The 13809-nt window shown below is 32.7% G+C and carries 11 protein-coding genes; 2 read left to right on the forward strand and 9 right to left on the reverse strand.

Translation table 11 applies throughout. The features are described 5' to 3' along the window. Positions 1-78: 78 nt before the first annotated feature. Together M0M44_RS07400 and glsA are read left to right on the forward strand one after the other, a co-directional pair. Positions 79-867, forward strand: a complete 789-nt coding sequence (locus M0M44_RS07400; RefSeq protein WP_338030082.1) for a DNA/RNA non-specific endonuclease — start codon at positions 79-81, stop codon at positions 865-867. Positions 868-925: 58 nt separating this feature from the next. Further along, positions 926-1936: a glutaminase A gene (gene glsA, locus M0M44_RS07405; RefSeq protein ID WP_248729192.1), complete on the forward strand. Its 1011-nt coding sequence runs from the start codon at positions 926-928 to the stop codon at positions 1934-1936. 64 nt (positions 1937-2000) lie between these two features. Here glsA and rpe read toward each other — a convergent pair whose 3' ends face one another. From rpe to rpsO, 9 genes are all read right to left on the reverse strand, one after another. After that, complete coding sequence (gene rpe, locus M0M44_RS07410) at positions 2001-2663, reverse strand: ribulose-phosphate 3-epimerase (RefSeq protein WP_248729193.1); 663 nt, start codon at positions 2661-2663, stop codon at positions 2001-2003. A gap of 375 nt (positions 2664-3038) precedes the next feature. Next, a complete protein-coding gene (locus M0M44_RS07415) occupies positions 3039-3902 on the reverse strand; it encodes a sigma-70 family RNA polymerase sigma factor (protein ID WP_007804760.1) in 864 nt (287 codons plus the stop codon). An 83-nt stretch (positions 3903-3985) separates the two neighbouring features. Continuing rightward, entirely contained in the window at positions 3986-4210 is a 225-nt protein-coding gene (locus M0M44_RS07420) for a hypothetical protein (protein WP_248729194.1), read from the reverse strand. Between the two features lie 178 nt (positions 4211-4388). Beyond that, a complete protein-coding gene (locus tag M0M44_RS07425) occupies positions 4389-6107 on the reverse strand; it encodes a hypothetical protein (RefSeq protein ID WP_248729195.1) in 1719 nt (572 codons plus the stop codon). Then, positions 6095-7276 (reverse strand): DUF4249 domain-containing protein, encoded by a 1182-nt coding sequence (locus M0M44_RS07430; protein WP_248729196.1) that lies wholly within the window; start codon positions 7274-7276, stop codon positions 6095-6097. The genes M0M44_RS07425 and M0M44_RS07430 overlap by 13 nt, the downstream gene beginning before the upstream one ends. 27 nt (positions 7277-7303) lie before the next feature. Further along, the gene (locus tag M0M44_RS07435) at positions 7304-10087 is read right to left on the reverse strand and encodes a TonB-dependent receptor (protein WP_248729197.1); all 2784 of its coding nucleotides are present in this window, start codon (positions 10085-10087) and stop codon (positions 7304-7306) included. A gap of 5 nt (positions 10088-10092) precedes the next feature. Then, a complete protein-coding gene (locus M0M44_RS07440) occupies positions 10093-10839 on the reverse strand; it encodes a hypothetical protein (protein WP_248729198.1) in 747 nt (248 codons plus the stop codon). 324 nt (positions 10840-11163) lie between these two features. Further along, entirely contained in the window at positions 11164-13299 is a 2136-nt protein-coding gene (locus tag M0M44_RS07445; RefSeq protein ID WP_248729199.1) for a polyribonucleotide nucleotidyltransferase, read from the reverse strand. A 179-nt stretch (positions 13300-13478) separates the two neighbouring features. Continuing rightward, entirely contained in the window at positions 13479-13745 is a 267-nt protein-coding gene (rpsO, locus tag M0M44_RS07450) for a 30S ribosomal protein S15 (protein ID WP_012023524.1), read from the reverse strand. Positions 13746-13809: the final 64 nt, after the last annotated feature.

Below are 13809 nucleotides of genomic sequence, written 5' to 3' on the forward strand. Positions count from 1 at the left end.
TAATTTGTTTAAAAACGCTCTATAAATTTTAAATTTATGGAGCGTTTTTTTGTATGTTTAACCTCTAAAAATAGAATTATGAAAGTTGGCCTGAGTTTGATTTTAATGGGTTTTGCATTGTTCTCTTGTAAAAAAGAGAATACAGGAATTATTGAAAAAGTAAATAATGATGAAGCGGTTTCTTCTTTTAAAGGAAATTCTTCTAGTACAGATTCTGTCTATACGGTTGCATATCTGCCAACTTCGACGACTAAGCAGATTGTAAAACATCAATACTATACTTTATCGTATAATGAAAAGTTTGAGCAGGCAGAATGGGTGGCGTACGAACTGAAAAAGGAGTACTTAAAAAATAATGATTTTAAAAGACCTTATTTTATTGAAGATCCAAATGTAACTACTGGTTCTGCAGATTGGAGAAATTATAAAAATTCAGGGTATGATAAAGGGCATCTTTGTCCTGCTGGAGATATGGAGTTTAGCAGAGATGCGTATAGCGATACTTTTTACACGTCGAATATTTCACCTCAGAAAAAGGAATTTAATGCTGGAATTTGGAATAGGATAGAGCAAAAGACGCGTTATTGGGCAGGAAAATATAATGATATTTATGTCGTAACTGGCGGAATTGCGAAAGAATCGGATAAAAAAATTGGAACAGAAAAAGTTGCTGTTCCTAAATACTTTTATAAAATCGTTTTGGCTAAAACAGGTAAAGAACACAAAGCAATTGCTTTCTTGGTTCCAAACGAAAAAAGTGATAAATCTATTTATGATTTTGTTGTTCCGATTGAAACTCTAGAAAAAATGACTGGAATTGATTTCTTCCCAAATCTTAAAAACTTAAAAAGTAGTAAAGATTTTTAATTCAATACTATTTGGTCATAAATTAATACAGAATAGAAATAAGAATGCATTTTTTAAAATGAAGAAGCAAATGATTTTTGTTGGTTTAATGATTGCTTTTATCATAAACCAAGGCTATAGCCAAATAATACTGAATAAACAAAATATAGAAAATACACTTAATGAAGCCTTTGATAAGTTTAAAGATTTAAAAGAAGGAAATAATGCCGACTATATTAAAGAACTAGCCAATGTTGATCCCAATATTTTTGGTATTGCACTTGTTACTGCAGAGGGAGCCGTATATACAAAAGGTGATATAACGTCAATGGTTTCAATTCAAAGTATATCGAAAGTATTTACTATGGCAAAAGTAATTGAGCAAGAAGGGCCACAATTTTTGGAAGATAAAATAGGAGTAAATGCGACTGGATTGCCATTTAATTCTATTGTTGCAGTAGAAATGCATAAAGGTGATAAAATCAATCCTCTAGTAAATCCAGGGGCTATCGCAACCACAAGTCTTGTTCGAGGTAATGATTCTATAGCAAAGTGGAAAGAAATCGAGAAAATTCAGAGTGCCTTTGCCGGAAGACAGCTCTCCATAAATCGTCCTGTTTATATAAGTGAGGCTGGTGATAATTTGAGAAATCAAGCTATTGCACATTTGTTATTGGCTTATAACAGAATATATTTTGATCCAGTACAAACAACAGATATTTATACAAAACAATGTGCATTGAATGTAAATGTAAAAGATCTTGCTACAATGGCGGCTACATTGGCAAATGGAGGTGTTAATCCTGTTACAAAGAATAAGGTGGTTAGTCAGACTACGGTAATGTATACTTTGCCTGTAATGGCAACTGCAGGTCTCTATGATAATTCTGGAATTTGGCTTTTTAATTCGGGACTTCCGGCAAAGAGTGGTGTTGGAGGAGGAATATTGGCAGTGTGTCCTGGTAAATTTGGAATTGCTGTAATTTCGCCTCCATTAGATAAAACGGGAAATAGCTTGAAAGCTCAGAAAGTTATCCAATATGTTGTAGAAAAACTTAAAGCAAACCCTTATTGGATTAATCCTAAGTAGGTTTGTAATAAAAAAGAAAAGTCCAAAAATTATTTTTGGACTTTTCTTTTTTGTTTTTGAAAGTTTAAAAAGTAGTAAGAGCTTTTAACTCTGCAATGGTTTCTGTTGGATTTTCGGCTTTAAAAACAAAGCTTCCAGCGACTAAAACATCTGCACCAGCTTCTACTAATTGTTTAGCATTTTTGCTTGTTACACCGCCGTCAATTTCGATTAGTGTTGAAGCGTTTTTGCGTGTAATTAAGGCTTTTAGTTTCTTTACTTTATCATAAGTGTTTTCGATGAATGATTGTCCTCCAAATCCAGGATTTACGCTCATAATACAAACAACATCAATATCATTAATAATGTCTTCTAGTAAATCAACATTGGTATGCGGATTCATGGCAACACCAGCTTTCATCCCTTCTGCTTTGATGGCCTGAAGCGTTCTGTGTAAATGTGTACAAGCCTCATAATGTACTGTTAATCCGTTCGCTCCTAAATCGGCAAAAGTTTTAATGTATCGATCTGGGTCAATAATCATTAAATGAACATCGATATATTTTTTGGCGTGTTTTGAAATTGCTTCTAAAACAGGCATTCCGAAAGAAATATTTGGAACAAAAACTCCATCCATAATATCGATATGAAACCAATCTGCCTGACTGTTATTAAGCATTTCTGCATCGCGCTGTAAATTACCAAAATCGGCAGCAAGAACTGAAGGAGCAATAAGTGTGTTTTTCATTGTATTTGCGTGTGTTGTTTTATTGCAAAGATAATTTTTTTTATGCTGTGTGTGGTGATTTTACCGCAAAGTGCGCTAATATTCACACAAAGTTCAGAAAGTTTTTTTGAAATTATTTAAGGTAATTGGGTTCGGATAGCTTTTGTTCTTTGAAAGTTTTCAAAACAAAAACTTTCTGAACTTTGTGTAATCCTTTGTGTCTTTGCGGTAAAAAAAGAAAATAAAAAACTCCGGTAATCAGCCGGAGTTTCAATCATCAATCAAAAAACGAACAGTCAATCAAACTGTTGTTTGTGGTAAAATTCCAATTTAAAATAACCAAATTCCAAGTCAATTGTAATTTGGGATTTTAAAAATATTGAAATTTAATATTGTTTATCCTAAATAAGTTTTAAGGATTTTACTTCTAGAAGTGTGTTTCAATCGACGGATTGCTTTTTCTTTAATCTGACGAACACGCTCACGAGTTAGGTCGAAAGTCTCACCAATTTCTTCAAGAGTCATTGGGTGTTGGTCGCCAAGTCCAAAATACAAACGTACAACATCTGCCTCTCTTGGAGTTAATGTTTCTAAAGAACGTTCGATTTCAGTACGAAGAGATTCGTGAATTAATTCTCTATCTGGATTTGGAGATTCGCCAGAACGTAATACGTCATAAAGGTTAGAATCTTCTCCTTCAACAAGAGGAGCATCCATAGATAGGTGACGTCCAGAGTTTTTCATAGACTCTTTTACGTCGTTTACAGTCATGTCTAATTCTTTTGCAATTTCTTCAGCAGAAGGCGGGCGCTCGTTAGATTGTTCTAATAACGCATACATTTTGTTGATTTTATTGATAGAACCAATTTTATTTAATGGTAAACGTACAATACGAGACTGTTCAGCTAGAGCTTGAAGAATCGATTGACGGATCCACCATACAGCGTAAGAAATGAATTTAAAACCACGAGTTTCATCAAAACGTTGAGCCGCTTTAATTAAACCTAAGTTTCCTTCATTAATTAAATCCGGAAGAGTTAATCCTTGATTTTGATATTGTTTAGCCACAGATACTACGAAACGTAGGTTGGCTTTTGTTAATTTTTCTAAAGCTCTTTGATCACCAGCCTTTATTCTTTGTGCTAATTCTACCTCTTCATCAGCGGTAATTAGGTCAACTTTTCCAATTTCTTGTAGATATTTATCTAACGATGCAGTTTCACGATTAGTTACCTGCTTGGTGATTTTAAGTTGTCTCATGTTGTTGTCTCCCTATTTTTAAAGTGTACAAATGATTATACGTAAGGAGTATCAAAAAAGTTACAATTATTTTAAAAATATTTTTAAAATTTATAACTAACACCAGATTGAAGCGAAATACTATACGGTTTAGCATCTTCATTTTTATTGAAAGTGCTTAAGTAATATTTGAATAAAGGGTTTATATCCAGTGCAATATGCTCAGTCAATTTGTAACTTAATCCGAGACCTAAATTATATGAGAAATTAACGCCAGAAATATTTTTTGTTTCTCCAATATTTCGCTGAGACACCTTTTCTGATTTCAAATACAGCTTGTTTTTATCTAATATTAAAAAACTAAAGCCAGTAAAAGCTTCTATTCCAATTTTGCTTTCGTCTTTCTTTATGGCATAATTAAATTCTAGAGGAAGTTCATAATAAGAAAAATAAAAAGCCCATGTTTCTAACTTTTTGAAACATGGGCTTTTAGTAGTTGTAATTTTTTTAATTTGCAGCTGTATCTTTTACTTCAATTAATTCTTTAATAGAAACAGGAGTTCCGTTTTTAGCAAATCCTTCTAATCTTATTTCATAGTTTCCAGCAACATCAGAAGTGTAGAATGATGTTTGAGAGTCTTTGTTTAATTTTACATCAGGATTCCAAAACAATTGATTTCTGAAATCTGGAATTCTCGCATTGTCAGCCAAGTTTGTATAATCTATATTGTTGTAGATTTTTTTAAGCTGTGGTCTCAAGATTGAAGCTTTCAGAATTGAAGAGCCACTTTGTTTGCTTGCGAAATCCTTGTCAAAAGTTATAAAACTTACTAATCCGTTAAATGATTTTGGTCCAACATAATATCTTCCGACAATAACATCAACTCTGTAGATGTTTTTCATGTTGTATTTTAATAGATCCATTTGGTTTTGCAATTGCAATCCGTCAACTAATACTAATGCAGGATCTGGCAATTGAGGGAAAACACTAGGATCTGTTACATGCAGATGTAAAACTCCGTTATTTTCTCTAGAATATACTTCTGTTACAACCTCTGTTAGTGTTTCTCGCAATGATTTAAATCTTGTGTAATCATCCAAAACATATTCTTTTGCTTTAGTTGAATAGAATGGATCTTGGGTAAGTTGTTTTTCTAAATTATCCTTTTTTCTATGGATATAAGCGTTTTCGATCTGACTTGAAACCGCTCTATCTAAAAGGCTTTCTTTAAAAGTGTATGATAAATTGTTGTTAGGCGAAAATGATAATGACGTTGTGTTTATGTTTGGAAGTTCATCCAATACAATAGAATAATTATCAGCGTGCTCATCAATTACTTGAACAACAATGTTTGGATTGTAATTGTCTTTATCGATGCTAAAAATAAATCGTCCTTCTGGATTTGTTTTTACAACTTGAAAAACAAAAGATTTTCCTGGTAAAGAAAAAGAAACCGTAACATCTTGAATCTTATCTGTTCCGCTTTTGGAAACCACTTTACCAGATATCATTTCTCCTCTTAATTCTGGAAGCACTGCTTTTGAGTTTTGATCTAGCACCACAGTATTTGATGCTACAGTTGCAAAATTAGTTGCTGAAATTGAATTTTGAGTAGGAATGTTGTCTAATTTTCTAACAGATAAAGAATAACTTCCTTCTTTGATATTAGCATTTGAAGATTCTAATTTTAAATCAACATGTTCGCGAATTGAGAAAACTTTTTTGTTTAATCTAAGGTTTAAATCTGTTGTGTTTGCTAAGCTCTCCGAAGTATTTGAATTGCTTGTTAAAACATTGCTGTTTGGCGTTTTTTCATTTGTTTTATAAGGATTGACAATATTAATATCCGTTTGAAAAAAATCTGAAGCAGGTTTGTTTAACATCCAATTAGTATAAGCAATCAGTTTATAAGTACCTGTTTTAAGAGTAGTCGGAATAAAATAATCTCCTTGTCCTAACGCGTTTTCAAGCTTGATTTTGGCTTTAAAAACGCTTTTTTTATCGCTGTCTATCAATTCTACATAAGCAATTTTACTAATGTGGCTTATAGTTTTGTCAGAAGATTTTAAGCAATAAATTTTATACAATAATGTCTCACCCGATACAAATGTAGAAGCATTTGCATGAAGGTAAATCGTTTCGTCTACAACAATATTTTGCTGTGCGTTTCCTAATTGTGTGCTAATTAAAACAAACAATAATAATATGTGCTTTATTCTGTCCAAAATGAAGGTTTTACGTTAGATGAAAATGTTGTGCAGTCTCCGCATTCTATAGGTACCATAGTATAATAATCGTTGGTATTATAGCTGTACCAAAGTCTATAGCTGTTAAGTTCTGTTATTAATTGTCGTCCAAGGCAAGGCGGGTCACCAAATCCGAAACAGAATCTGTACTCAGAGTCAATACATGGAACATAATATGGAGGAAGAGGTCTTCCTGGATATAAGTCAGCATAATTAAAAAACATTCTTTTTGATGATACAGAAGACACGTCGAAAAAGCCTATTACTTTGCTTTCAGTATCTGTAACACATTTAATATTACCATTTACAAAACCAGGCTGTTTAGGCGATAATACACTAGAACTGCTTGATATTTCTTTTAGTGTTTTGTAAAAAGTATAAGCCTCAATATTCTGTACATATTGACGAACTAGAATACTATATCTGTGACTGATAATATAATCTTGGTCACTTATAAATCTCACAGGAAAATTAACACGGTCTTCTTGTAGATTTGTTGTTGATGTTTGAATGATATCAACAGATTTTTTTGAGCCATAGCAAACTTGAATGTCTAATGGACTTGGGATCAGCTCAATCTCTTGTGGACCAGTAGCAATTAATTTTTTATCACCCCATTTTGGTGCAATTATTTTGTACGTTTCCTCATATTCGTATCTGTAATATTTTGAAGTATTTGTTGGGTCATAGCTTTCAACACTTATTTGTACGCCTTCTCCTTCTTGGGTTGAAACCACTTTAGGGACTAGGTTTTCAATCTGATTTTCAGTTGTCAAAACTTCACTTGTAGATTGGTATTTTTTACCGCCTTTTGTAGTGATTTCTAAAGAGTATTCTGTGTTAGGTTCTGCTTTAAACTCTGAATCAGAAATATATTTTTCTGAATTTTCAGTAAAATGATAGCTGTTTCCTTTATTGTCGGTAACTACAACATTAGCGCCAGTTTCTACTTGTACACCTTCTTCTTCTAAACGAGCAGTTTTTGTTAGTTTAATTTCCTGCTTTTTTAATTCATTTGTTATAGTTGCTTCTACAACAAGTGCCTCTTCGTAAGAATCAGTTTTAAGGTTATAGGTTTCAGTACAGCTAATGAATATAGAACTCATTAGAAGTAATACTGTTATTTTATTTTTTAATAATGTTTTCATGATTTTTAAATTCTGCTTTACGGAAGATTAAAATTTAAAATTATAAGTTATACTTGGAACGGGAATAGAAAAGATTGACGTTTTGTATCCCTTTAATTTTCCGTTTGGATCTGTTACAAAAAATATCGAGTACGGATTGTTTCTTCCTAATACATTGTAAACAGAAATATTCCAGAAACTATGCGCTAATTTTTTGATTTTATGATTCCCTTCAATATTAATACCGATGTCTAAACGAATATAATCTGGTATTCTAAATTCATTTCTATCGCTATATAAAGTGTATTGTGCGCCTCCAAGATTATAAGTTCCGATGGGGTAGGTAATTGGTCTTCCTGTTTGGTATATAAAGTTTGTTGACAGACTATAGCGTTTTGTGAATTTGTAATTTAAAACAGCGCTTAAATCATGTGGCTTATCAAAATTAGAAGCGAAGAATTTACCATTGTTCACAATTTCTTCATTAAACTCCCCATCTAATTTAATCAATGATCTTGAATAAGAGTATCCTAACCATCCGTTTAATTTACCAACTTGTTTTTTAATTAAAAATTCTACACCGTAAGCTTTTCCTTCACCTTGTAAAAGTTCTGTTTCTACATTTTCATTTAGCAATAATTGCGCACCTACTTTATAGTCTAAAATATTTTTAGATTTCTTGTAGTAACCCTCTAAGCTAACTTCGTATTCGTCATCTCCGAAGTTTTTAAACAATCCTAAAGAGGCTTGTTGTGCGCTTTGCGGTTTTACGTTAGCATCAGATAATTTCCAAGTATCAGTAGGAGATTGTGTGGTGTTGCTAGATAAAAGATGAATATATTGTCTGGTTACATCGTAACCCGCTTTGATAGAGAAATCTTCTGTAAAGTAATAACGTGCTGCTATTCTTGGCTCAAAACCTCCATAAGTTGTTACAACTTCATTATTGTTGTAGTGTTTGGTATCGATAATGGTAGCATCACTTAGAGGTTTGCCGCTTTCGTAAATATTAACATCAGCAGCTCCTAATGATGCATATAATGAATACCTTAAACCAAGATCAATTAATAATTTGTCGCTTACTTTATAGTTGTCAGATAAATAAATTGCCGATTCTAATCCTTTTTCCTTAGCAATGTCAGTTGGAACTAAAGTTGCATTTGGATTTGTCGGATGCTGGTAACCAGGTGAAATATTATACAATTTGCTTGCTACACCATAAGAGAAATTATGTTTTTCATTCAACTTATAGTTCATTTTTAATTGCAATTGAGTTTCGCTTATTTTATATCCAAAATCAAAAGAATTAATATTATCAGAATGATAATCTATGTTGAATTTGTATTCGCTATTAGATAAAATAAGAGCTCCTTTGTTTTTGTCATTAAAAGTATGATCCCATTTTGCAGAGAATAATCTGTTGCTGTATTTGTATAATGAATCTGAACTCAATCTAAAACGGTCATTGCTGTAATATGCCATTGCTTCAATTGCATTCTTACTGTTGATGTTATTTTGATATTTTAAGATTCCGTCATAAAATCCAGCTTCGCTATTTTTAAGTCTTTCGTCATCCAATTGTTTTAAAATCCAATCAGAATATGTTGCACGACCACCAACAATTATGCTTGATTTATTTTTTTCAAGAGGTACGCTTAATGTAAGGTTCGAAGTGATTGGACCTATAGCACCTTCTCCAGAAATTTTTTCTTTGTTTCCATTTTTTGTTGCAATATCAAATACAGATGATAGTCTTCCTCCAAAATCTGCAGGAATACTTCCTTTGTAGATGTCTGCTTTTTTCGTTGTGTAAGGGTTAACTGCAGAGAAAAAGCCTAAAAAATGTTGAGGATTATATACAACTGCATTATCTAAAAGAATTAGGTTCTGATCTTCTTTTCCTCCACGCACGTTAAATCCTGCAGATCCTTCACCAGTAGTTTTTATACCTGGGAAAGTAGTGGCAACTTTAAAAATATCTCTTTCTCCAAGAATAAGAGGAACATTTTTTATGTTTTCAATGTCAATAGAAACCAAACCGGATACAACTGTTTCTGTTGCTCTTTGTCCTTTCTTTTTAATGACTACCTCGTCCAATTGATTAGATTTTTCGTTAAGTTCTATATCAAATTGGCCATCATCATAAACCACTAGTGTTTTTGTAACCTCTTTATGGCTAAGCGATTTTATTTCTACTATATTTATTCCGCGTGGTAACTGTAAAGTATAATTTCCATCAAGATCACTTGATGTGCTTATATTTTTGTTTTTTACCTTAATATAAATATTTGCTTCTGGTTTTCCGTTTTCTTCATTTTTAACAGTTCCAGTAACTGTAAAAGTTTTCTTTGTCGTATCCTTATTTTCTTTACCTATAAAGACAATAGAACTTTTTTTGCTTACACTATAGCTGCTGGTTGAGTCATATTGCTGATAAAAAACAGGATTATCATTTTGATCATTTCCTTGGCTGTTTGTCTGAAGTGGTTCATCAGGAAAATAATTAGATGGTAAAGTGCTGTATATTGTGCTATTAAGCGTCAAGATTACTTTGTTCTTGATGACAACATAATTTAAGTCTGTTTTATTTAAAACAGCAGACATAAATTCATCAATACTAACATTGTTAAAAGTGCCAGAAATAAGTGTTTTGTTAGAATTTAACCAAGCTGAATCAAAATAAAATTTATAGGATGTAGATGATTCAATACGTTTTATAGTGTTTTCTAAAGTTTCATCTTTTAAAGTAATCGATAACTTCTCATTAGAATTTTGTGCAAAAGACAATTGAAAGGAGAAGACGATAAGTAAGGAGAGTAAAATTTTTTTCATTTGTTTTATTTGCTTGATATTGAAAGAGAGTTAAAAGTGTATTTCATCAAATTTTTCATGAATTGATCTAAATCGGATTTTCTTAGTTCTCTGTTCAATAAATAAAACCCATTGATTTGTTTTTTCTGTTCTGGGAATAATTTAACAAGGTCGCCTTTGCTTTTTATTAAATAAATTTTGCCTTTTAAATCGATAAAATAGGAATTGTTTTCTTTGAATACATAATAGATGCTGTTGTCGGAAATTGTTTTTTGCATGTCTTTGTGATGTTTGATATACAAAACTAATTCAGGTGCAACTTTGCTTTCTTCGTAGTATCCTGTAGTAAATTCAGGAATGTCTTCGCTTGTTCTTTCTCTTTTGATAAAGTTTTTATCTTGGATCGAAAACGAACTAACTTTATTCTGAATTAAACTTATACCGATATTTTCTGAACCTCCAGCCGGATTTAAAACCAATATGTCGCGATATATGTCATATTTAAGTTTAACATCATAATAAGCTTGGTTTTCATAGACAGCTTTTCCTATTTCGTATTTATCTACTAAATACAAATGAATGTCATTTCTTAAGGTTCTGTAAGGATTTGTGTGTGGTGTCCCATTATTAATATCCAGATTGTCTCTGCCAACTGTAGTGTCAAACCAATTGTAAGTTTTAACATCATTGCTAGTTTGACTCTGAATAGGATGAATGTTCAACAATAATTCAAATAAAATGAGAAAAACGATTTTTTTTTGGTAATTTTTCAAAGGATTTAATGGTTTATTAGTTGTTTTTGGAAGATTTCAAAAGTATAAAAAAAAGGTTACAAATAAAACGCTAATTTGTTAAATTGTTATAAAATGGTGCTACAGGCTAGTGAAAGGCATTGTGTGACTATTAAATTTTAGAATTTTTATTAGAAATATTCGAAAAATTATGTTGAATTGGCGTGTTTTCTCATTTTGTGAAGAATAAGCCTGATTTGTAGAAGTATAGCAAAAACGATCTGAAATGTACAAAAACTGAAAAACCCCAATTCGATTAAGAATTGGGGTTTTCTATGAATAAACCTTTAGTAAACTAAGATCTGATTACTCTTTTTTATCCTCACGTGGAGGTCTTGGAACAAGTGCTTTTTTAGACACTTTTTCTTTTTTAGTTTTAGGGTCAACTCCTAAGTATTTCACTTGGAAAACATCTCCCATTTTAACTACGTCAGCAACATTTTCTGTACGCTCCCAAGCCAATTCAGAAACGTGAAGTAAAACTTCGTTTCCTGGTGCAGCAGTATATTCTACAACAGCTCCAAAATCAAGCATTTTAATTACTTTTACTTCGTAAGCTTCTCCCATTTGCGGTTTGAAAGTGATAGAAGCAATTTTTGCCAATACCGTTTCAATTCCAGCAGGATCTGTACCTAAAATTTCGATAACACCTTGCTCATCAACTTCGTTGATCACAATAGTTGTTCCAGTAGCTTTCTGTAATTCTTGAATTACTTTTCCACCAGGTCCAATTAATGCTCCAATAAAGTTTCCAGGAATAGTTCTGGTAATGATTTTTGGTGCATGAGCTTTTACGTCAGCTCTTGGTGCAGCGATAGTTTCAGTTAATTTTCCTAAAATGTGTAAACGTCCATCACGAGCCTGAGCTAAAGCTTGCTCCATAATGTCATAACGTAAACCATCAATTTTAATGTCCATTTGGCAAGCTGTAATACCGTCAGCAGTTCCAGTTACTTTAAAGTCCATATCTCCTAAGTGATCTTCGTCTCCTAAGATATCAGACAATACTGCAAATTTCTCACCATCAGTAATTAATCCCATAGCAATTCCAGAAACTGGTTTTACCATTTGAACTCCAGCGTCCATTAAAGCCATTGTTCCAGCACAAACTGTTGCCATAGAAGAAGAACCATTAGATTCTAAAACCTCAGAAACAACACGAATTGTATAAGGACAATCAGCAGGAATCATGTTTTTTAAAGCTCTTTGAGCCAAGTTACCGTGACCAACTTCTCTTCTTGAAGTTCCTCTTAGTGGTTTTGCTTCACCAGTTGAGAAAGGAGGGAAGTTATAGTGTAAGTAGAATTTCTCTTCACCTTGCTCTGATGGAGAATCGATTTGGTTTGCTTCTCTAGAAGTTCCTAAAGTTACAGTTGCCAAAGCTTGAGTTTCTCCACGTGTAAATAAAGACGAACCGTGAACTCTTGGTAAATAATCAGTTTCACACCAGATTGGTCTGATTTCTGTCGTTTTTCTACCATCTAAACGTACGCCTAATTCTAATACTACATTACGAACGGCTTCTTTGTTTGTTTTGTAGAAATATTTAGAAACTAAATCACCGTCAGCAGCTAATTCTTCTTCAGTAAATAAAGCTTTAACTTCTTCTTTTACTTCAGCAAATGCAGCACCTCTTTCGTGTTTAGCAGAACCAACTTTTGCAATATTATAGATTTTATCGTATGCAGCTTCTTTTACTTTTTTGTAAATTTCTTCGTTTTCTTTCTCACCTTCGTAAGTACGAATTTCTTTTTTACCAAAAGCAGCTTGTAAACGATATTGTGCTTCGATTTGAACTTTGATCGCTTCGTGAGCAAATTTAATTGCTTCGATCATTTCAGCTTCTGAAATTTCTTTCATCTCACCTTCAACCATCGCAACAGAATCCATAGAAGCTCCAATCATCATATCGATATCAGATTTTTCTAATTCAGCTCTGCTTGGGTTAATAACTAATTTTTCGTCAATACGTGCAACACGTACTTCAGAAATTAAGTTATAAAAAGGAATGTCTGATACAGCTAATGCTGCAGATGCAGCTAAACCAGCTAAAGCGTCTGGCATAACTTCTTCGTCATGAGACATTAATTGAATCATAACTTGTGTTTCAGCGTGGTAGTCGTCTGGGAAAAGCGGACGTAAAACACGGTCAACTAATCTCATTGTTAATACTTCGCTGTCGCTTGGACGTGCTTCTCTCTTGAAGAAACCTCCAGGGAAACGACCAGCTGCTGCAAATTTTTCGCGATAATCTACCGTTAATGGTAAAAAGTCAACGCCTGGGTTTGATGTGCGAGCTGAAACTGCTGTTGCAAGAATCATCGTGTCGCCCATTCTTACTACTACAGAACCGTCTGCTTGTTTAGCTAAACGCCCTGTCTCGATTGTGATGCTTCTGCCATCACCTAAATCGATTTTTTCTACAAATAATTGTGGAATCATAAATTTTTTCCTTTTGATTATACAATGGGTTTTAGTTGTGTTGTAGTTGTTGTTGTGTGTAGTTGTTGTTATCTAAAACCCAATGAAAAACCAAACTTTTTTTCTTGTAATATGCTTATTATAAATAGCTATAATGTAAAAACAAAAAGAGGCACTTTCGCACCTCTTTTCTATATTGATTATTTTCTGATATTCAATACTTTGATAATCTCACGATATCTGTTGATATCTTTCTTTTTCAAGTAGTCCAACAAAGCTCTTCTTTTACCTACTAATAGTACAAGAGAACGCTCAGTGTTGTAATCGTGACGATTTTTTTTCAAGTGTTCAGTTAAGTGAGAGATTCTGTAAGTGAACAACGCGATTTGACCTTCAGCTTTACCAGTGTTTTTTGCATCACCGTGTTGTGCGAAGATTTCTTCTTTCTTTTCTTTAGTTAAATACATTCCAATATTGTTTTAATGATTTTTATGTATGTCATACAACTTTTGTAAGACGCGTGCAAAATTA

Origin of the sequence: Flavobacterium humidisoli, from assembly GCF_023272795.1 — a bacterium.
In the GTDB taxonomy this organism is placed as follows: domain Bacteria; phylum Bacteroidota; class Bacteroidia; order Flavobacteriales; family Flavobacteriaceae; genus Flavobacterium; species Flavobacterium humidisoli.